Source organism: Candidatus Harpocratesius sp. (assembly GCF_054039255.1).
Window position 1 is genome coordinate 25,465 of the sequence record NZ_JBPLBG010000065.1, and the last position, 21,139, is coordinate 46,603.

The 21,139-nt window shown below is 33.4% G+C and carries 17 protein-coding genes; 10 read left to right on the top strand and 7 right to left on the bottom strand.

All coding sequences use genetic code 11. The features are described from left to right. Positions 1-100 precede the first annotated feature (100 nt). The 7 genes from guaB to ACXLDF_RS14340 all read left to right on the top strand — a co-directional run bounded on the left by guaB (position 101) and on the right by ACXLDF_RS14340 (position 9,728). Entirely contained in the window at positions 101-1,576 is a 1,476-nt protein-coding gene (guaB, locus tag ACXLDF_RS14310; protein WP_457559223.1) for an IMP dehydrogenase, read from the top strand. A 160-nt stretch (positions 1,577-1,736) separates the two neighbouring features. Next, positions 1,737-3,371, top strand: coding sequence for a bifunctional phosphoribosylaminoimidazolecarboxamide formyltransferase/IMP cyclohydrolase (purH, locus tag ACXLDF_RS14315; protein WP_457559224.1), 1,635 nt, complete (start codon positions 1,737-1,739; stop codon positions 3,369-3,371). A 104-nt stretch (positions 3,372-3,475) separates the two neighbouring features. Next, the gene (locus ACXLDF_RS14320) at positions 3,476-4,423 is read left to right on the top strand and encodes an alpha/beta hydrolase family protein (RefSeq protein ID WP_457559225.1); all 948 of its coding nucleotides are present in this window, start codon (positions 3,476-3,478) and stop codon (positions 4,421-4,423) included. A 92-nt stretch (positions 4,424-4,515) separates the two neighbouring features. After that, entirely contained in the window at positions 4,516-5,649 is a 1,134-nt protein-coding gene (locus ACXLDF_RS14325) for a hypothetical protein (RefSeq protein ID WP_457559226.1), read from the top strand. A 28-nt stretch (positions 5,650-5,677) separates the two neighbouring features. Next, a complete protein-coding gene (locus ACXLDF_RS14330) occupies positions 5,678-7,270 on the top strand; it encodes a hypothetical protein (RefSeq protein ID WP_457559227.1) in 1,593 nt (530 codons plus the stop codon). A gap of 3 nt (positions 7,271-7,273) precedes the next feature. Beyond that, positions 7,274-8,800, top strand: coding sequence for a hypothetical protein (locus ACXLDF_RS14335; RefSeq protein WP_457559228.1), 1,527 nt, complete (start codon positions 7,274-7,276; stop codon positions 8,798-8,800). A 61-nt stretch (positions 8,801-8,861) separates the two neighbouring features. Beyond that, positions 8,862-9,728: a phosphatase PAP2 family protein gene (locus ACXLDF_RS14340; protein ID WP_457559229.1), complete on the top strand. Its 867-nt coding sequence runs from the start codon at positions 8,862-8,864 to the stop codon at positions 9,726-9,728. A gap of 46 nt (positions 9,729-9,774) precedes the next feature. On the opposite strand, the gene ACXLDF_RS14345 is transcribed toward ACXLDF_RS14340, so the two are convergent. Next, complete coding sequence (locus ACXLDF_RS14345; protein ID WP_457559230.1) at positions 9,775-10,341, bottom strand: hypothetical protein; 567 nt, start codon at positions 10,339-10,341, stop codon at positions 9,775-9,777. A 43-nt stretch (positions 10,342-10,384) separates the two neighbouring features. Between ACXLDF_RS14345 and ACXLDF_RS14350 the strand changes: the two genes are divergently transcribed. After that, positions 10,385-11,314: a phosphatase PAP2 family protein gene (locus tag ACXLDF_RS14350; protein ID WP_457559231.1), complete on the top strand. Its 930-nt coding sequence runs from the start codon at positions 10,385-10,387 to the stop codon at positions 11,312-11,314. Positions 11,315-11,361: 47 nt separating this feature from the next. Here ACXLDF_RS14350 and ACXLDF_RS14355 read toward each other — a convergent pair whose 3' ends face one another. The 4 genes from ACXLDF_RS14355 to ACXLDF_RS14370 form a co-directional block, all read right to left on the bottom strand. Continuing rightward, positions 11,362-12,870: a neutral/alkaline non-lysosomal ceramidase N-terminal domain-containing protein gene (locus tag ACXLDF_RS14355; RefSeq protein ID WP_457559232.1), complete on the bottom strand. Its 1,509-nt coding sequence runs from the start codon at positions 12,868-12,870 to the stop codon at positions 11,362-11,364. 8 nt (positions 12,871-12,878) lie between these two features. Next, positions 12,879-14,483 (bottom strand): MFS transporter, encoded by a 1,605-nt coding sequence (locus ACXLDF_RS14360; RefSeq protein WP_457559233.1) that lies wholly within the window; start codon positions 14,481-14,483, stop codon positions 12,879-12,881. Between the two features lie 80 nt (positions 14,484-14,563). Next, the gene (locus tag ACXLDF_RS14365) at positions 14,564-15,445 is read right to left on the bottom strand and encodes a metallophosphoesterase family protein (RefSeq protein WP_457559234.1); all 882 of its coding nucleotides are present in this window, start codon (positions 15,443-15,445) and stop codon (positions 14,564-14,566) included. Beyond that, positions 15,442-16,356: a phosphatidylinositol anchor biosynthesis protein PIGW/GWT1 gene (locus tag ACXLDF_RS14370; protein WP_457559235.1), complete on the bottom strand. Its 915-nt coding sequence runs from the start codon at positions 16,354-16,356 to the stop codon at positions 15,442-15,444. Before ACXLDF_RS14370 ends, ACXLDF_RS14365 begins: the two co-directional genes overlap by 4 nt. 96 nt (positions 16,357-16,452) lie before the next feature. Between ACXLDF_RS14370 and ACXLDF_RS14375 the strand changes: the two genes are divergently transcribed. Both ACXLDF_RS14375 and ACXLDF_RS14380 read left to right on the top strand, forming a co-directional pair. Beyond that, entirely contained in the window at positions 16,453-17,385 is a 933-nt protein-coding gene (locus ACXLDF_RS14375) for a PIG-L deacetylase family protein (protein WP_457559236.1), read from the top strand. A 12-nt stretch (positions 17,386-17,397) separates the two neighbouring features. After that, complete coding sequence (locus tag ACXLDF_RS14380; RefSeq protein ID WP_457559237.1) at positions 17,398-19,149, top strand: class I adenylate-forming enzyme family protein; 1,752 nt, start codon at positions 17,398-17,400, stop codon at positions 19,147-19,149. Between the two features lie 255 nt (positions 19,150-19,404). Here ACXLDF_RS14380 and ACXLDF_RS14385 read toward each other — a convergent pair whose 3' ends face one another. Both ACXLDF_RS14385 and ACXLDF_RS14390 read right to left on the bottom strand, forming a co-directional pair. Next, positions 19,405-20,262 carry a Gfo/Idh/MocA family protein gene (locus ACXLDF_RS14385; RefSeq protein WP_457559238.1) on the bottom strand — a complete coding sequence of 286 codons (858 nt, stop codon included), beginning with the start codon at positions 20,260-20,262 and terminating at the stop codon, positions 19,405-19,407. A gap of 142 nt (positions 20,263-20,404) precedes the next feature. Beyond that, positions 20,405-21,121: a PIG-L deacetylase family protein gene (locus tag ACXLDF_RS14390; protein WP_457559239.1), complete on the bottom strand. Its 717-nt coding sequence runs from the start codon at positions 21,119-21,121 to the stop codon at positions 20,405-20,407. Between the last annotated feature and the right edge of the window lie 18 nt (positions 21,122-21,139).

Consider the following 21,139-nt stretch of genomic DNA (forward strand, 5'->3'; position numbering starts at 1 on the left):
CAAATTTTTCATCACCAGATTAAAAATAAATTATTTATAATGAAAAGTATGCTTCCAGCTTAAGCGTAAAATTGAAAAGAAATGAATACCACTTTTGTGTATGGGAATACAAGAAAAATCATACTCTTTTAGGCGGAAAGTTGCCGCAGACCAAGGATGGGTTCTTACATTCGATGATGTAATCTGCTTACCTGGTTATACTGATTTTTTACCACATGAATGCAATATTGCCACAAATCTCGGTCCATTTCATTTTGAATCACCAATAGTCTCCGCTGCAATGGATACAGTAACTGAAACTCAAATGGCGATAGCTATAGCTCGAGAAGGAGGTTTAGGTGTTTTACATCGAAATTGCAGTTATAAACATCAGCTTGAGATGGTAAAGAAAGTCAAACGTGCACGTAGTTTTATAATTGAAGATGTCGCAACTGTACGGCCGGATATGACAATTAGAGAAGTCGTAAAAAAGATGAAAGAAAAGGGAATTAGCGGCTTCCCAGTTGTAGATCATCAAAATAAAGTAGTTGGAATTATTACTTCACGCGATATTCCATTTGATCCAAACGAAAATGGAACTGTAGATCAAGTTATGACAAGAAATCCTGTATGTTTGCCAGCAAATGTTTCGCGTGAAGAAGGATTAAATAAGCTTTATGAAATTCGTAAAGAAAAAATACCACTTGTAGACGCAGATGGAGTATTAGTGGGTCTAATTACCAAAAAAGATTTAAAACCAACCTATCCTTACAGTTCAAAAGATGATAAAGGTCGCTTATTGGTCGGACTAGGATGTAGCCCATTTTTACCAAAAAACCCACATGATTTAGAAATTTTAAAGCAAGCAGCAGCAAAAGCGGATATTATGATGACAGATGTGGCAGAATTCTATAAAAAAGCAGATATGGTTTCTGCAAAAGAGATGATGGAAGTACTCGATTCAAAATTTGTTTTAGGAAACATTGGAACATATGAAGCTGCCGAGGCAATACTAACTTATGGATATCCAGAAGATAAATTTATTGGAATTAAAGTTGGAATGGGTTCAGGATCAATCTGCACGACTACGATTCAAACTGGAGTTGGCGCGCCGACACTTTTTGCTACAGCAGAAGTAAAAGATGCTATTATGGACTATAACCCCAAAATAGGCTTAATTTCTGATGGAGGTTTCAAATATCCGGGAGATTTAGTTAAGGCATTTGCAGTTGGGGCGGATATGATTATGTCGGGGCATTTCTTTGCAGGGTGCACTGAATCACCAGGATATATTGACACCGTAAAAGGTCGAAAAGTAAAAGTGTACCGTGGAATGGGCAGTGCAGAAGCAAGGGCAGTTGGATCATATGCCGATGATAGATATATTAAGGATTCAAAGAAATTAGCAGAAGGAGTCTCAGGATTTGTTAGCTTTCTAGGACCATTAAAAGGAGTACTTGATCAGTTAGAAGATGGAATTCGTAATGGATTGATATATGCAGGTGTGAATTCTATTAAGGATGCACCGAAAATCCGTATGGCTCGTATTACTTCTTCAGGAGTAACTGAATCACAACCTCATGATTTGATCAGTTAAAATGCTTTTTATTATTTTTATTATTTTTACTAATATTTTTACCATTATTTTGCAATCAATCTACTATAATTTTTCTATAATGAGATAATTCATAATTCTGAGATTTATGGAATTTTAATTAATACGGAATCTATTTTTGGATTGCACCTTTGTAAAACTTATGAGTTCAATTCAACGCGCTTTGATTAGCGTATACGATAAAACAGGAATTGTAGACTTTGCTCGTCAATTAGTTAATGATTTTAATATTGAAATCTTATCTACTGGGGGAACTGCGCGCACTTTAGAATCAGCAGGTATTCCCATTACCCAAGTCTCTGAATTTACTGGGTCTCCAGAAATGTTTGACGGTCGTGTAAAGACATTGCATCCACGCATTCATGGAGGATTATTAATGCGTAGAGAAAATCCTCAAGATATGGCAGATGCTGAAAAATATAATATTTTACCAATTGATATGGTAGTGTGTAATCTTTATCCATTTAAAGATGTAATTGCCAAAGCAGATACGGATTTAAACACTGCACTTGAGATGATCGATATTGGAGGTCCAACACAAATTCGGGCAGCGGCTAAATCTTTTCATAATGTTGTTGTAGTTAGCAATCCAAATCGATACGAAGAAATAATCAACTTAATGAATGAAAACAATGGCAAAGTGCCTTTAGAAATTCGTTGGCAGCTGGCTCAAGAAGTTTTTGCTACAACTAGTCTTTACGATGCAACCATTGCAAATTATCTTGGTAGAAATATGCAAGAAAATTCAAATGCTGTAATAGATAAAGAGACTCATGATTTTCCAGAACTTTTGATAAGATTATACCGAAAGGTGCAAAAATGCCGATATGGAGAAAACTGGGAGCAAAGAGGATATTTATATGAAGATATGGAGAAATCACTAGGATTAAGTGATTTGAAAAAACTTCATGGAAAAGCCATTTCTTTTAATAACTGGTTAGATATTGATGCATGCATGCAAGTTTTACTCGATTTTCAACAAGATCATGCCGAACATCAAGTATGTGCCATTTTTAAGCATACCACTCCAAATGGTGTTGCTATTGATTATAATTCACAACTTGAAGCTACCAAACATGCTTTTTCTACCGATCCTTTGTCTGCATTTGGAGGGATTTGGGGATTTAATAACAAATTGACAGCTGAAGTAGCCCATTATATCATCGAAGAAAAAAAGGTATTTGTTGAAGTACTTTTAGCACCAGAATTTGAGCCAGAAGCATTAAAAATACTTAAGACAAAGGAAAATATGCGAATTGTCGCATTTGGAGACTTTCTTACACATAGAAATGAAATTTACCAACAACCAGAAATTCGCAGCGTTTTAGGTGGTGTTTTAGTTCAAGATTATGATTGGAAACCAATAATTAAAGAATGGAGTGTAAAAACCCAACGACCAGTTTCCGAACGAGAAAAAGAAGCATTAATATTTGCATATCGTGTTTCAAAATGGGCTAAATCCAATTCTGCGGCATTTGCAAAAGAATATGAAACAGGAATTTATACACTGGGAATTGGAGCTGGTCAACAATCTAGAGTTCATGTCGTTCGGTTAGCAGCAGATAAAGCTCGTGAATTCGGTCATGATCTACAAGGAAGTGTGATGGGTACAGATAGTTTCTTTCCATTTCCAGATGGATTGGAAGAAGCAGTTAAAGCGGGTGCAAAAGCAATATTAAATCCTGGTGGTTCGATACGTGATGATATGGTTATTCAAAAAGCAGATGAATTGAATGTTTCACTTGTATTTTGCGGAAAGCGAGTTTTTCGCCATTAAATTGCACCAATTAGTAAAATGTTTGGCTGCGTGTTAAAATTTTTGTGGTTGATTCATTCTCCAGAATTCTGGGGATTTTTTTATTACTTTTTTAAAGATCATGATTGAATTATAACTTGAATATGGATCTCTTAAAGATAGCAGTTTTTCTTGGGGGATTAATTACTGGATGGATCACAACAAAGATAGGAAGATTTCTATTTCGAGGGATAAGAATTCGATTGATAGAAAAAAGAAAAAAACATTGGATTCAAACCGTCCAAATTCAAAGACTTGAAGAAAAAATCACCATGGATGATGGTAGAACTTTACAAGGTTATATTTACTCATCAGATACTACATCAGATACTGCTCCAAGTATTTTGTTCTTCCATGGATTGGGAGGATTTGCCCAAGATTTCAATTTTGAAGTATTTTTAAGTTCATTATGCTTAGCAGGATTTCGGGTTTTTGCTTATGATTTTCGTGCTTCAGGAGCTTCTCGATTACCGAATGAACCACATATCTTGCACACTTTGCATGATAAGTTTGTGCAACGTGTTTATAAAGATGTTCCACAAGCATTTGAATGGATGTATTCGCATCAAGGAGTAGATCGTAATAAAATATTTGTAATAGGCGCATCCTTTGGGGCAACAATGGTTTTATCGAAATTACTTCATGAATCCCGTATACAAAAGATTATCGCAATTTGTGCACCATACGATTCTCGAATAATGTTTGAAAGGAATTTTAAAAAAGGTAATTTCGTGAAAAGATTACTTTATAAATCAATTGTTCGACATATTAAAGATGAAGAGGCATTTTTAGACGCATTCCATCAAAATTCTCCGGTCAATTATATTACTCATGATTATTCATATATAAATCGTGTTTTTTTGGCACATTGCAAAGATGATGATATTGTTCGCTTTGAAACGCATTTTGTTCCTAACAAAGCAAAAATGAACCTACCTGATGACCAATGTTTGGTTTTTGAAAATGGAGGCCATGAATTTACAGAAAATAAAGCACCATTACTTAGTCGTATCCTTTACTGGTTGCAAAAATAATTTTTTTCATGATTAAAGTAATTATTACTTTCTTTACAGGTTGAAAACAAATGGTTGAAAAATTTAATAGAATTATTTTTCCGGTGGAATTTATGTCCCCACGGGAAATGATTGATTCCGGTGCAATTGAAGTGCTGGCGAAAACCAATACATATTGCGCTCTTCGAATTTTACCAAAAGATCTTCAAGATCCTAATCTTAAAGATATGATGATGAGGTTCCGAGACTTAGGAATTGAAGAACACATGATTCCTTGGCCTTTGTTAAGCGTCGAAGATGGATATTATGCAAATGAGATTTCTGTAGAAAAATTTAGTAAATTGATTAAAAATCTTCTTGAGTGGTATAAAATCAACGGTTTTTCAATCCCACAAGGAGTTCTCATTGATTTAGAACCAACAACAGATCCAAAAGAAGCAAAAAGAGCCACAGAAATCCGTGAAAAGTCAAAATTGGTAAAATCAAAAAGAAAAAAGAAAAAAATCTGGAAAAAAATTAAAGAAAAATCTGGGATAGATAAATTAGAATCTGTGAACAAGATAATCAATACAATCAAAAAAAATATGAATAAAGACAGATTCGAAGCTTCATTTGCAAAATTTACACAAATGCAAGAGATGATGCACGAATATGGCACTAAGGCAATTGCTGTAGCTTTACCATTAGCATATGAAGACGAGTTTGATGGAGAATTCCGAATTCAAGATTTTATGACTGTTCCAGTTTCTCAAGTTGATTGGGATCAGATTAATTATATGATTTTTAATACTGATTATGTAGCTGCATCGAAAGGGATAATATCTCATGATGATTACCGGCATTTAATTTATATCTATGCTAAAGAGTTTATTGGTAAATATGGCTCAGAAAAATCTTCAATTACATTAGGAATTACAAATTTTGGGGTTGCTGATATTCGAGCAGTTCAAAATGATCCAAAATTATATCGCGCTGAAGCCAGTGCATTATTAGCTGCAGGAATGGAAGATTTGGGGATATATGCACTAGATGGAATAATAAAACAGAAAGATCCAGTTGCATGGATTGAAACTGTAAAGAAAGCTAAAGCTTCTGATTTTAAAATTGATCCTGAAAAAATCCAATTTGCTCATGAGATTCGGCGTCTCTTCCGTGCAATTGATTTTATTTCCCCCACTCTTCAATATTTAGTTGAGAGTGAACGTTATAAAAAAATCTTAAGATTAGCGATCATGGGAAAATTATAAAATACAAATAATTTAAAGGTGAAAAAAAATGAAAATTCGAGCCAAACGATTCCGAACTATTCGAATAATTGTTATATCTTGTGTGGTTCTATTTCCTTTTTTATTTGGGGGATTTTATTTTACTTTTTATTTAGGAAGAATAGTTCCTGAACTAACTGGATATATGAAGAATGCACCCAGCACCAGTGAATTTTATCCCTTAGAAGAAATAAACCTTACACGCTTAGCTGAAATGGGAGATGAATTTGAACATCTCCAAGAAATGCACATTCCCATTAATTTAAGCCAAAGTTTTGTTCGAAATACAACTACAGGAGAAATTATTCTTTATGATGGAACCGATAATGGTGCACTACACACCGCTGAAAATTTAGTGGCTTCTTGCTTCCGATATGCATCTCTACCAGATGGGGATGAGCGTAATTATTCTTTAAATTTAATTCGACGTATGCTGACAGCTTTACGGTTATTAATTGAGATACCTAATGGAGGATTAGGACCAGACTTTCCAGGAACAAAAATTGGAAGATTTTATGCTTCTCCTGCTCAAAGAACTGATGGAAATTATTCATGGATATTTGAAGATGGATTTCGCCATTTTAATGGAAGTGGTCCTTATTCCGATTGGCGAATTCGTTTATACACCAGTAAAGATGAACTGGGCGGATATTTCCTAGGTATTGCAGCCACACTGATGCTCGTACAAGATGTTCCTGATGTTCAAGATGTGACACGATTAATCATTTTACAAGCAATGGAAGGATTTTTGAGCAGTTTTTGGCAGGAAATGAGTGGAGATGGAAAACCTAATGGAGCACATTTACAACCTCCATGCTATTCCCAATGGAAATTGTTGTTAACTAAAATGGCAACTCGGGTTGATCCTGAAAATGTTCGATATGCACAACTTTATCATTATTACCTAACCAAAGAACGGAATATTAACCGAACACCGTATGTATCAGCTATGGATAATATTGATAACTATTACAGCCAGTATTTTGAAAATATGGTTGTATTGGGCTTATTTTTAGTGGAAGATGATCCAGTGTTATTAAAGAAGTATTTTGAAAATTATCAATCATCGACTTACATTAACTATCGAGGACATCGTAATGCATTTTTAAACGCTGTATATTTAGCAGCATTAAATCTAGCACAAGGTTCAGCGAACTTTGCTGTCGATGAAATTCGGTGGGATATTTTGGATCAATTATGGAGATTTCATGTTTTTAATATGATTCCATATGATACAACTTGCGGTGGGAGAAACCAAACCATATCCCGAACTGAATTGAGCGAAGAATGGCAGGTAATAGATCCAAATATAGCAAAGTGGAAAAATTTTGTAGATCACAACCCCTTTGGGAATACATATCAATGGCTAACCTATGGATTGCAAGATGCAATTTTTCGTGATCGTTATTTAAAGCCTGCCACAGTAGAAATGATGGAACCATCTACTATAGTGTGGAACCAAAATCCTTACCAAGAAGATGGAAATAATCTTTATAATAATTCAAAGACAATTCGGGAGTATGCTAGTACAAGTTTTTCACTTCCCTACTATATATTGAGATATTTTGGATACTTAGATGAAAATTGGAGTTGGAAGGGATAACTTATGGAACAAAATCAACAAGAAGTAAAACATAATTTGAAACTTGTTCACCATAATCGTATCAAATCGATTAGGTACTCAAATTCTCTCAAAAAAGGAAAGATATTATCTTTTTTCTCTTTCCCGTGGAGTTATTTCTTTGTTAGTGTAGCATTTTTAACAGTAGGAATTCTCGATTATGTGCTATTAGGACATTTAATTGGCCATCCTGAAAATCCAACAATAAGTGAATATGTTGGTCAAGGTAATGCAGTATTTTTAGGTGGAATATCTTTCTTTTATACAATTGGCCTAATTCCTCTACTTGTCGGATTCTTCATGTTTATTTACAGCATTCTTTCAATTAAGCAAGTTATTCTCTCTTTTGATAATGAAATGTACTCTATACAAGAACGAAATCTGGTATTTTCAAGGATAACTGAAATAGATTCCCAAAAAGCCAGTAAAATCACACTTTCAAATCAAGGCATGAAGTTTAAAAATATATGGATCTTGCTTTTTATCCCAATGGCACTAAGGATCTTGCAATATGGGATTCCTCTTTTCAGAGAACATCTTGCCAAAGATGATATTTTGCCATTAATGATGGTAATAACAGCACTTATTGATATCTGTGCAGCAGTAATTATCTTATTATTTCCCAAATATCGATTATCTTTTGACACGCCTACGCATTTGTTTCAACTAACCTTTTTTCCATTACAAAACTATTATAAAATCCCCCAAAAGATTTTACAGTTCTATGATTTATGGTTTGATTCAAACACTTCACTCCAGCAGGTTCAACCAGAATCTGAAAGTACACATATTCAAGAACGGACAAAAGAAAATGTCAATAGTGAACAAATCGATAAATTAGATAAAATTTCATCAAAAGATCTTTTTAGAATCTATTTTGGGACTCTCTTGATAATTATCTCTTTAGTTAGTGCCTTTACAGAAATATTCTGGGGAACAGATCTAACGATGTTCGGATTCACTTATGGCATTTATCTCAGCGTAAAGTTTTTCGTTTATAACTTTCCAAAAAATAAATATATCAAATATATTCAAAGCGATCATCAAGTGAATAAATTTTACATGTTCAAAAGAAATAAGATATCACTTAAAGCACTAAAGATAATCCAAAATGAATCTACAGAAAATATTTCAATAGAGCAACAGCTAAGTTCTTTGACTGTAATGGATATTCTTGGACTAAGTGGTATTCTGTATCTATCTACGCTAGAACTTTTCTGGGGTTGGAGTTACATTGTCTCCTGGAATTGGATGATAATTTTTGATATGGTAATTTCATCGCTAATTTGGGGAATTATATCTTACAATATCCTTATGATGATTGTTGGAATACAAGATGTTGCTCAAATAGGAGAAGAACATATTGAAATTAATGAAAAGATATCTTGGAAAATATTTTCAAAATCCAAGATAAATACACTAAATTTTCATTCTCAACGAAATTTCTACTTGAGAATATTAGGATTTGTATTAATTTTTTTACTGGCACTAATTTATGCCTTTTTTTCATGAGAAATTAATCATTCGGTTCATCATTTTTAATTAAAGATGGAAAGTTCTATGGTGATTTAAAATGAATCAAAACAACATAAAAAAAACTTATTCCCTTTCTTTCGTAAAGAAGAAATATGTTATCGCTTGGGTAAAATCACATAAATACATCATATTATTTGCAGTGATCTTGATTATTGGAACCATCCTTTTGAAAATTAATGATGGTGAACTTGATAAAATCATTACAAATTATTTTTATGATGAATCATTACCTTTAGGTCAACGTTTTCCCTTAGAAAATGTCCAACCTTGGAATTTTCTTAATGAATATAATGATATTTTTGAATATTTTCTTTATTTAACTCTTATTCCGATGATTATTTTAGGATTGATAAATAGAAAAAAATGGGGGTATTTGGCTTATTTTGGAATTTATGCCTTTCTTTCTGCTTTTACTGGTGTAGTGATCTGTGTTAATATGATCTTTAAAGGTTTTTATGGAAGACCCCGCCCCCGACAAACTTTTTTATGGCCAAATAGTACCGAAGCAGAAATGTTCGACTTTTATTCGGTTTGGGAACCTGCTTTTTGGAAAGATCCATCTTTAATTGGTGTTGGAAAATCCTTTCCATCAGGACACGTTTCACTTCTGGCAGTCTTCATAATTTTCTATTATATTTTTAAAAATCCAATTTATTGGGCAGAAAAAGTCAAAAGATGGGATTATAAAGCGAAACTCCGAGTCTTTACTTTCTTTAAATGGGCAGGATTATTCATCAGTATTATACTAGGCATTTTAACTGGTGTATCTCGTATAGCAGTTGGTGCCCACCATGCAAGCGACGTACTTTGGGCATTTGGAATGGTTTATATCATCAATGCAATCTTCTATTATTGGATATTTAATATTCCGAAATATGAATTGAAAAAAGATGAATTATCATGATTATTGAATAAAATAAGTAGTCAATCTCAATTTTTCTTATATCTTTTTATATTTTTAACTCAAATCCTAAAGTAAAGAATTTTGTAACATCAAATTTCAGCAATTCACTTAGAGGAAGATAATTTGGCTCAAAAACCTGACAGTAAGGATTTTTTTGCTCATTTGTAGTAATGCTAACAAATTCATGAGGAATATTAGGTGGAATCTTAACACACAATCCTGGAACATATTCAATTACTAAAAAATCAACAGCAGTAAGGTCACTTAATGCATCCTTTATCTTATCAAATCTTAAAGCTAGTGATTTTCGATTAAATCTTTTAACTTGTTTTGTAGAAAATTTTGGAAGAATGAGAAATAATTTTCCAGGATTAATTCCAGGATTATATAGCTGTACTACCCATTCTGGAAAGGGATGTGCTTCTAAAATATTTGTTGATCTTTTTTTTACAATCAAATCTCCTACTAATAAAGTGCCTCCCTGAGAAATTTCCTCACGTACAACAAAAGAAAGATCTTTTTCTTTCATAATTGAGGGTGGAGAACTTATTTCAAATAAATGTGAATACTCTACCATCGCTTCTAAATAATTTATTTTGGTGATTAGTTGCATGATACAATATATCTTTTTTAGTAATTAAAACGATTGGTTATTTGTGAATGAAAAACCACCTCTCTATGAAAATCGGAGATTATTATTAATTACTATTCTATATTTGGCTATAGCTTTTATTGGTTCTATAATAATTGGAATCTTTGACCAGAAAATCTCGAATTCTTTTATTACTTTACGCAAATCAAGTGAGATCTTGACAAATTTTGCTCATTTTTTTGATAGATCATTTTTTAGTGGTGATGGATTTGGTGGGCAAGATCCTTCATATTTTATAATTATTCTATCATTTTTGGCTTACTGCATTTCATTTATCCCGAAGATAGGAAAAATTTTAATCCCTTTTCGAAAATATTTTAAATATATGATAGCCACAATTCTTGCATTAACTGTAATTAATCGGGGATTTAAAGTTTTATTTGCAAGAGCCCGTCCTGGGATCGTCGCTGAAGAACAGAGCCTTTATTCTTCCATGTGGACATTTGGAAAATTATCCTTTATTGAAGCATTGAAAAAAGGTTCATTTACATCTGGACACACATCTGTGGCGGTTCTTCTGGTTTCTTTTGGATTTATCAGTACATGTACAAAGAAAAGGGGAATAGTAATATTCACTTTTTGTATTACTCTCATATATAGTATTCTTATGGCATTAGCTAGGGTTTTTGAAGGAGATCATTATTTAAGCGATGGATTTTGGGCAATACTTATTGGAATACCCATTATAGGTTGGATTTATTATAGAGTATTTCAGATACCTGCACAAGAAGCTGGTGCTCATAAAATTTATACACATGCAGAAGAATTAGTGTGGGGGATCCTTTTTGTTGTTTTTTTTGCGAGTATAATTGCGTGTATAATTAGTATACGATATATTTTTATTGAATTCCATTGGTACTTTCTTATTATTGTACCTTGCAGCATTCTTTTAGCCATTCTCACTCAAATTGGAAGTGTTAAGCTTCTAATCTAATAAATATAAAATAAAAAAATTTGATCTGATTTTTCTTATAAGGGAAGTTAAGTTGCATTTTCAGTAGCAGAAAATACTTTTTTGAACGATTTAAGAATTTCTGTGCCACATGTCGGACTTGCAGAAACAATGGATTCATATCCGCCTTGTATCAGATAATCTTTAAGTTCAAATAGATAGGCAACCCAATCATTAGTATTCTGAAAGAGTAATATATTCTTAGATCTGAAAGTATTTTGAGGAACTGCTTGCTTTAATTTTTTACCTAAATCTTCAAAGACTTCCCCTGGAATTCCTAATATATACAGAGGTTCTCTTTGTGATTGATTAGATTTTTGAAAAAACTGGCATTTGACGAATTGAATAATAGTCCAGACTTTTAATCTATGTTGAAAATCAATTGATAAAGATGCTCTTTCCAGCATCATTCCAGGGAAATTGGGAGATCTTCCTTTACTATGGAGAGTGGCAATAGGGAATAGAAATGCTCGTTTTAGATAGAAGAATAGCTTATTTTGAAGCCATCTTCCCCAATTATAAATAAATGGTTGTTTATCTTGAATATAAATTGGAAATTTATTCTCGTGGCTTTGAAATGTAAAAGAATCATAGTATTGATCTTTTGGAATAGAATTTGCTAAGTTTATCGCTTTTTTTGCAAGTAAAAATCCAATTTTCTGAGTGTGTTCATAGGTTCCTAATTGCTCATATACAGAAAGACGAGCTTTTGGATCATTTTCTAAAACATCAAAATCAGTTCCACAAGTTGTAATTGGATTTAAATCTCCGGCTGCGCCGGTGATGAAAATAGCGTGAGTTTTTTGATCAAATGTGTTTTCAATTTTCGCACAAAACCGCCCAGGATAATCTGCGGATAATTTATTATTTTGAAATGATAGAGTAGTTGGATGCATGGGAAAATGTCCTAAAATACCTGTGATATGCCCATTTTGTTGGGACCTGCATACCAAAACCCATAAATCTTTTTTAGATTTTCGAATAGGATTCCTTCTATTAATCAGGATATCTTCTGTAATTTTCTGATGAGCTATTGCGATTTGAGAAGGTTCTAAATGGAGGACCATTTTTCGTACCATTTTTATGATACGGTCGGTAAAATAAACAATATAACGATCATTCCGATTTACACCAAACATAATTCCTCGAAAGACATTTAAAAAACTACCTGGCCAATAAAATTCTCCAGTTAAATCAGGAGCTGAGTGAGTATGAATTGCATGAATCATGATATTTTCTGGTTTTAGTTTAAATTCAGGCACTTTGGTAAGTTTTTGCTTAATATACTGCGAGATACTTAATGGTACTTTTAAAAAATCGAGACTAAGTATGAGAAAACGTTTTGGTGATTCAAGTGATTCAAATGATTTAGAAGAATTAGATATTTCAAATCGAGGTTCTTCTTCAATTAGCATTCCACGTGCATAGATATCATCAAGTTTACCTTGAGCAGGAAATGACCGGGTATATCCTGCCATAGAGACATTAACTCCATCATTTTTTGGAGTTATAATAATTTTTCCAAATGCAATGTTCATAATTAATTCTACTCCTCTTGAGATATTCCATGTTGTTGCTTCAGAAATTCTTTTCTTTCTTGTAGTATTCGAGATACTTCAGTAAAATCCCCGTTTGCATATTTATAAATTGGAAGCCATAGTAAACCTGAAATAATACCAAAAGTTATAAGAGAAAAAAGAAGTGTTTCAGAAATTGGACTCGGACTATCACGTGCAATGAAAAAATCCATAATTATAGCCCCGATAGTCGTTCCCAATGCACGTCCTATTGCATCCATAAAAGAAGCGGCAGCAATCATTGTTGATCGATGTTCTGGTAAATTTACATCAACCATTGAAGAATAATGAAGAGGTCCTACAGCCATCTCAAACGACATACCGATTCCTATTAATAATCCCATGATAGTTAATCCAACACCAAAAGTAAAAGGTGTAGTCTCCACAGCTCCTTTAAATAAAGTCATTGTTTGGTAATTTGGAATAAATGCAAATCCCAATAATAGAAAGGGAAGATGAACCCAACCTAGAAATGTGGCTGTTCTAACTCGAGCAGTTAATTTTCCTTTCTTTACAGCCTCATCTGCTCGTTTAGGCCAAAAGAAATTTCCCCAAATTAAACCACCGATAATCGGAATTAAAAAGAGAAGAAGATATCCAATTGATGAAGAATCGCTAACATCAAATCCCATATCAACAGAAATCCACATTATTAAATAACCAACCAACATTCCTGCCAATATCGTATCAAAAAAATTTACCACTAAGAAAAAATTCGTTTTTCTTTTCCAAATATATTTTAAATCACTTAATTTGATTGAATAAAATTTCGAGTAATCAACTTCATCAAATGCAAGAATATTTGTAAGAGTTTTTTCTTTTGCAGCTCTTTTTGGCTCTTTAAAGAACATTGCGAGAAAAATAAATCCTAAGCCAAATAATCCAAAAACTAAAAATGGAGTTTGCCAAGATTGTTGAATTATTTCAATAGAATTTGTCGAGCGAATATTTGCTATACGCGCAATAAAATCATCAGCAGATTCATCGAAATCCACAGTAACTTTATTGAATGCACTACAAAGCATCCCTCCAATGGCAATACCGATAGTACTGATCATAGTCCAAATTGCAAAAGACATCCCTCTATCATCGCTCGAAAAAGAATCGGCTAAAATACTTAAAATAACTGAAGCTGCTGCTCCCGCAAATGCTGAACTGAGAACTCTAAATGTGAAAAGCATAGCAAAACTTTCAGATAAACTAATTATGATATCAGAAATTGCCCAGCAGAGAGAAGAAATAAGCAATAATTTTTTTCGTTGGAATTTATCTGCTAAATATCCAAAAATAAGTAGCGATATCGCTTTGGTAATTTGAGATACTCCAAGAAGTATTCCAAAAGGTGTTAAATTATTTTCAAGTTGAAAAAAAACGATTATGAGAACTTCATTTACTAAGAGGGTTGCATCATCGGAACTAATAAGAAGAATTAGGGGAATAAAATATAAAATTGGTTTGTAATCATTAAGAATGATCTTTAATCCGCGAGATTTTGCGGATTTTGATGATTTCGGTGTATGGTTTGATTTTTCAAAAGGTTTATTCGAGTTTTTACGATTTTTTATTCTCATCATAAATCATTTTTTTTCAATTAGCTAAATTTTTGATAATACTGTTAAATTTACTAAAAAAAATTGATACTATATTTTTTATTCTATTTTGTTTGAGTAAATTTTATGATTTCACTGCCATCAACACTCCTTATCACGCTAAATGTGGCTTGATTTCCTAAAACATTTACTTTAATATAAGCATAAGTCATTTCACCATAGATTTGATATTCAGATCCGTAGAAACAGTTATAGTTATATTCTGTATTTGAAATATTCAAAGTAATGCTAGACCAAGCACAATCTCCCATCTTTTCTTTATCAATTAAATCATCTGTGCCTGCTCCACCTGTTCCTATTACAAAATGGTATATTCCTTGACCAGAAGTGTGATTTACATAAAAAGATTCAAAATGGTGATCATGACCATAAAATACTGCATTCACATTATATTCTTCAAAAATCGGTTCAAACTGATTAATCAACTCAATATTGCTCCCGTAATCACCGGTGGAATACATTGGAACATGCATATAAACAAATTTCCACATATTTTGATTTCGAGAAAGAGCTTCTCTCAACCACTCTAATTGATTAGTTGTTAGAAATGTACCTTTTGTAAATCCATTTTCTTCAGTGTAGGTAGCATTATCAAAATTATCTAAAGCAATCATGTGCACATTGGAATAATTATAAGAGTAATACAGACCGTAATCGGGAGTGTTAGGAAAAACTGTTTTTCCTCCAGGATATTTATATTGGAAAAACATTTTATAATTTTCTCGAAATCCACAACTCTCTTCTTTACATGAATATTCATGATTTCCAGGAACATTCATCCATGGAATTGTCGCTGAAAACTTTCCATAACCTTTTTTATGAAAAATTGTAGCCCAATCGGAAATCATATCATTCCAATTTACCAAATCGCCCGCAATACATGTAAAATCCATTCCATCAGGATCTTTTGCCATCTGGTAAGTCATTCGTCGTTCAACACCAAATCCAACCCGATCATTTCGTCTATTAAAAAAGATGGGATCTCTGCTAAAAAATACATTAAAAATGGATTCATCCCAAAAGCACGTAAATAACGCAATTCAAGATTTTTCTTTCGATCCAAATAGGCAAAGAAACTCATAAGTAGGATTGTAATACCTGATGAAATTCCGCAATAAGTTAGCGATACTTGACGCTTCGCTGCTTCCATTCCTGGAATAAAAGCCAAGAGAAAACTCCCCAAAAATAATCTTATTCCAATTAACAATACAATTTGATATTTTCTATCTTCATCTGTTTGATCAAAGTATAAATACTCTCCAATAGCCGAAGCCATAATACATATTGCTACAAAGCCAAACAAAGTTCCAAAAATGCCTCCATGGTTTGAAGCGATGGCATAATTTCGTAATACAGTAGAGTAAAGTAATATTTGATAAATCACTAACAATGCAATACCTACAAAAAATCGCAGTCGTGGTTGTTTAATAAAGAGAAAAGATATAGCAACCAGATAGGTTGTGGCAATGCTTATTACAACATCCCACCGAATTACTCGTAATCCGTCTCGTTCTTGAATGAATCCTCCATCAGCAATTACAATTAATGCACCAACAGCAAATAATGCAATAAATCGAATTAGCATATGAAAAAGAGCTTTTTTTATTCCGAATTTCCTTTTTCGATTTTGAAATGCAATTCCCATTGATATTCCAATAATGAAAATAAAGGCAGCAGCACCTACATCAAATAAAGTCATATAAGTTGATTCTCTTCCTGCATGAGCAAAGAAAAAATGTAATAGCGTTCCTTCTTGGAAATTTATATCTATCGCGACAGTTGCTACCAATCCAACGTAATCGAGGTGATGGAGCATTAGTAATATTTTGAAAATCATCTGTTTTATTATCGATAATTGATTGTACGTTATACATTATTAACCTTCGTTTTTTGCAAATATATATTTATTTTCTTCTATCACTAATAAAACATTATGAGTGGAGAGGAATATGATAGTCAATTGTGGCCATTAAATTGTTCATGGATTTATCCACGAGATAAAAAACAAAAAAAAATACTAAAGGTGATGGTAATTTGTGCCCATCCGGATGATGCGGATTTACTTACTGGAGGATTAACACTTAAATTGGCATCTAGGGGTCATAAAGTGAAATATGTCTCACTTACAAATGGAAATCTCGGTCATTATGAGAAAGATCAAATTGATTTAGCTGAAATTCGTCAGAAGGAGGCTCAAGCATCTGCAAAAATATTAGGAGCAGAATACACCTCACTAAATATAGACGATGGGCATGTATATGTAAATCGTGAGCAAACTGAAAAAGTAGTGCGAGTAATTCGAGAATTTGATCCAGACTTAGTTATAACACACCGCCCCTATGATTATCATCGAGATCATCGATATACAGGCCAATTGGTGATGGATGCAAGTTATATGCTAATTGTTCCACATTATTGTTCAGCTACTCCAATTTCGAAAACCAGAAAAATGCCAATAATTTGCTATGCATATGACGATTTTCAAAAACCTTATCGCTTCATTCCGAATATAATGTTGGATATTACAGAAGAATACTCTCAAAAAAGTGCTGCTTTGATAAATCACGAAAGTCAGATGATGGATTGGCTCCCTTGGACATTAAATTTTGAAGATCAAATTCCAGAAGATTATGATATCCAAAATCGATTGGAAATTTTAGAAATGCTTATAATCTCAGTGTTTTCCAGGATAATAACTGATTATCGTAAACTCTGGAAGAAAGCATTTCCAGGAAAACGTATAAAAAAAGCAGAAGCATTTGAGTTATGCGAGTACGGTAGACAACCATCTGTTCAAGAACTCAAGGAATTATTCCCTGGGGCATATATTCCTTCAAAAAAAGAATTGGAGGAATTCCGAAAATAAAGGTGAAATGTTATGATAAAACCAGAATTTAAACATGGGGTTCCGATGGTAACCTGGAAAATGTACGAAGATGATTACTTTGATCGACATCTGGTACATGAAGCTGTTGAAAAATGGGCAAAAGAGCAGCCTACCAAAGTTGCTTTTGTTTCGGCAAATACAGGGCAAGAATTTACTTGGCAAGAGTTTGATAGAAATGCTACTGCTTTAGCATTTAAATTAATAGATTTAGGCATTCAAAAAGGAGACTTTATTGCGACATCCCTTCCTTTCCTTCCAGAACATATATTCATTCAATATGCATGCTTTAAAATCGGAGCAATTCATGTTCCTTTGGATATTCGCTTGAAACCAACAGAAGTTGTTCGATGCCTTTCTCTTGTGAAAGCTAAAATGTATTTTCATTTAGGGGAAACTGATGTAGCAGATTTTAAATCCATGGTTCAAATAGCTCGTGATAATGTGGATTGTGTACAATATTTTATACAATTTAGCAAACCAGATCAATTAATTGAAAAAGTAGGGAAAGAATCGGTTATTTCTGCTTGGAGTTTTGCTAAATCAGCCCATGAATTATATATGCTTATTCATCAAGGAAAACGCCAAGATCTTTTAGAGACATATGAAAAAATGCATTCAAATATCCAAGAAACAGACGGTTGTCAAGTGATTTATACAACTGGATCTACTGGATATCCAAAACCTGCTTTGCTTTCACATCAAGGAATTACTGCTCAAAATCTTTGTATGGGGTGGGGATTTGACCTACGTTATAAAGATCTTGTAATGTTGGTAAATCTTCCTCCAAGCCATGTTGGAGGTCAAGCCGAACAACTAATTACTACGTTTTTCTTTGGAGGGACAGCAATAGTATTAGATCTTTTTAAACCTGATCTTAGCTTAGAAGTTATCCAAAAGTATAAAATTACTGTTTTGGGGCAAATCCCTGCCTTATTTAATTTAGAATGGCGATTACCGAATTACAATACTTATGATCTCTCTTCTTTGAAATTTGCAATATATGGAGGACAATCTGTAGGACGACCTTTTCTTGAAAAACTAAGATTAATAGCGCCCCAGATAGGAACAGGATTGGGTCTTACAGAATTATCCGGGATGGCAACATACACGCCAAAAGATGCCGATGTTCAATTACTCTCTGAAAGTGTGGGATATGCGATGCCGATTACCCCAATATCGATACGTAATGAAATGAATCCAGATGGAACCTCGGGTTTTGAAAAACAAATAGGTGAAGTGGGAGAAATATGCTTTTCTGGCCCCCAAGTGTTTCTCGGATATGTAAATGACGCAACAAATACCAAAAAAGCAATCTCATCTGATGGTTGGTGTTATACGGGAGATTTAGGTTTTATAGATGAAAAAGGACTCCATATTATTGGCCGTTCTAAACTAATGATCAAATCAAAAGGCTATAATGTATATCCACCCGAAATAGAAGGATTTTTGCTAGAACAACTTAAGGATAAAGTAGAAAATATAGGGATTGTTGGTCATAAGCATTCTGTTTACGGTGAAGGTATCGTCGCCTTTGTAGAACAACAAAAAGGTAAGCACATATCAGAAGAAGAAGTTATACAGGCAGCTAAGGGATTAGCGGCATATAAGCGCCCAAATTTAGTAGTTATTTTACAGTATAACGAGATGCCACTTAATAGAACTGAAAAAATTGATTATATTGCTTTAAAAAATATGGCAAATCAAAAAATCAAAGAACTACGCTCTCAAGGACAATGGGATTGAAATAATAAACTTAAGCTAATCATACTATTCAGACCCACTTAGTTTATTACTGGATATTTCACTTTTTCAATTTTTCTTGATTGAGCTGAAATATACATCGCTTCTACTATAGCGAGAATTTTGAGACCAAAAATTCCATCTGGGAAAACTAATTCGCACTGTCATTTCTGGATTTTGTTGTTGGATACAGCGAACGAAGTAGTTCATTTCTTGTAAATATCCAAAGGTAGAATTTTCATCTGGGATAGGAAAAGTTCATCCTTTGGTGGTACTAGCTTTTTCAACAGTATATCCATAGCCTTGAGTGCAAAATACTTCCATTGGAGCCATACGGCTGGGATTCACGATAATCTGGCCATTTTCCCCATATAATTCGATTTTAACATCAAAACTGGAGGGAACATTCCAAGATTCTTCAATACTAATTTGGGCACCATTCTCCAAATATAGAATTCCAATAGCATTATCTTCCACTTCACACCTTCCAAAATCGTGACGATCGGGTTGACTGGTTTGTATTTGGCAAAATACCTCTTTCACATCCATACCAGTTAACCATACAATACATGCAATATCATGAATACCGAGATCGATAAGAGAACCACCCCCTGCATCATGTTTCTTATAAAACCAAGCACTATGCGGACCTGAATGGCGTTCCCACCCTCTTCCCATAAAAATATCTCCAATAGAAGCAGAATCAATCAATTCTTTTGCTTTCACAAATGCAGGAGCAAACATGTTGTTTTCGCAGTACATTATCATGCGCTGAGATTTTCTGGCTGCGCGAATCATTTCAACCCCTTCAGCAACAGTTCGTGCGAGAGGATTTTCAATAAATACATGCATTCCTTTAGATAAGGCTTGAATTGCTACATCTTTATGGAGATAATTTGGAAGACAAATACTTACTGCATCATACTCTTGATTAAGAAGGATTTGATAATCTGAGAAAATTTCAGGTTGTATATTATACTTTCGAGCAAGTATTAATGCCTTTTCTGTATTACGAGAGCAGATGCCGGCAATTTCAACTTCAGGAATCTGACAAAATGCATGAATATGGCGCTCTGCAATAAAACCGGCGCCAATAATCCCTATTTTTAGTTTCATAATATTTACTTTGAGGTATTCTCTTATTTGAATATTCATCTATTATTATCTTTTACTGAATAGGTTCATGAGGAATCAATTCAAGCCCCAATTCTCTTGGATTAGGGATAAACCTTCCTTCTTTATATCCAAGAGGACGATCTCAGAAAAAGAAGAAAAGTATTTTAGCAAAACCAGAAGGAATATTATGTGAAGAATTAAAAGTTACCAGTCGATATCCTTCCACCTTTCTAACATATCCATGTTTCAGAATTACTCCAATTTGCACAATAAAATTAAATTTTTCGATAATTTTTACCATTCGTGGAGTCCATTGACTCAAATGCGCTGATCTTACTAAATTCACCCTTTTATAATGTAATTTTGGGAGAAAAAAATCCGGCATGAGTGTTTGGAAATACAGCATAAGCCGCGGTCTTTCTAATGATACTAAAGATCTTAATGCCAGATAATAATTTTTACCAACCGCTATATGATCTACGTGGCTATCATAATAGATAAATGGATCTGGGCCAATAATTATATCTGGTTTGATTTTTTGAATAAAAACTTTAAGTCGGAAAACGGCTGATTTCGTTTGGGGAACAAATCCATCGATGTAGTTCATCCAGTGGAGTTGCATAATATATTTTCCATTTTTGTCAACCCCATACAAACGTTGAGCTTTTAGCATTTCCAAATAACGAATTCTTTTAATCCGTTGTCCTTTAAATTTATTGATTGGAGTTCCATATTCATCACATGTAGCCAATACTTGATGAACTTCCCATTTTGCTTGTACTGCCTGCATACATAATTGTGAAGCAAATGCTTCTGCATCATCTGGATGGGGACAAATAATTAATACTTTTTTTGACATGAAAAATCAATATATTCC

Bases quoted from the DNA above. Each gene is read 5' to 3' on its own strand.
- ACXLDF_RS14375 (WP_457559236.1), top strand. From the start codon at position 16,453: ATGAGTGGAGAGGAATATGATAGTCAATTGTGGCCATTAAATTGTTCA.
- ACXLDF_RS14380 (WP_457559237.1), top strand. From the start codon at position 17,398: ATGATAAAACCAGAATTTAAACATGGGGTTCCGATGGTAACCTGGAAA.
- ACXLDF_RS14365 (WP_457559234.1), bottom strand. From the start codon at position 15,445: ATGACTTACCAGATGGCAAAAGATCCTGATGGAATGGATTTTACATGT.
- purH (WP_457559224.1), top strand. From the start codon at position 1,737: ATGAGTTCAATTCAACGCGCTTTGATTAGCGTATACGATAAAACAGGA.
- ACXLDF_RS14385 (WP_457559238.1), bottom strand. From the start codon at position 20,262: ATGAAACTAAAAATAGGGATTATTGGCGCCGGTTTTATTGCAGAGCGC.
- ACXLDF_RS14330 (WP_457559227.1), top strand. From the start codon at position 5,678: ATGAAAATTCGAGCCAAACGATTCCGAACTATTCGAATAATTGTTATA.
- ACXLDF_RS14370 (WP_457559235.1), bottom strand. From the start codon at position 16,356: ATGATTTTCAAAATATTACTAATGCTCCATCACCTCGATTACGTTGGA.
- ACXLDF_RS14325 (WP_457559226.1), top strand. From the start codon at position 4,516: ATGTCCCCACGGGAAATGATTGATTCCGGTGCAATTGAAGTGCTGGCG.
- ACXLDF_RS14345 (WP_457559230.1), bottom strand. From the start codon at position 10,341: ATGCAACTAATCACCAAAATAAATTATTTAGAAGCGATGGTAGAGTAT.
- ACXLDF_RS14390 (WP_457559239.1), bottom strand. From the start codon at position 21,121: ATGTCAAAAAAAGTATTAATTATTTGTCCCCATCCAGATGATGCAGAA.
- ACXLDF_RS14340 (WP_457559229.1), top strand. From the start codon at position 8,862: ATGAATCAAAACAACATAAAAAAAACTTATTCCCTTTCTTTCGTAAAG.
- ACXLDF_RS14360 (WP_457559233.1), bottom strand. From the start codon at position 14,483: ATGATGAGAATAAAAAATCGTAAAAACTCGAATAAACCTTTTGAAAAA.
- ACXLDF_RS14355 (WP_457559232.1), bottom strand. From the start codon at position 12,870: ATGAACATTGCATTTGGAAAAATTATTATAACTCCAAAAAATGATGGA.
- guaB (WP_457559223.1), top strand. From the start codon at position 101: ATGGGAATACAAGAAAAATCATACTCTTTTAGGCGGAAAGTTGCCGCA.
- ACXLDF_RS14335 (WP_457559228.1), top strand. From the start codon at position 7,274: ATGGAACAAAATCAACAAGAAGTAAAACATAATTTGAAACTTGTTCAC.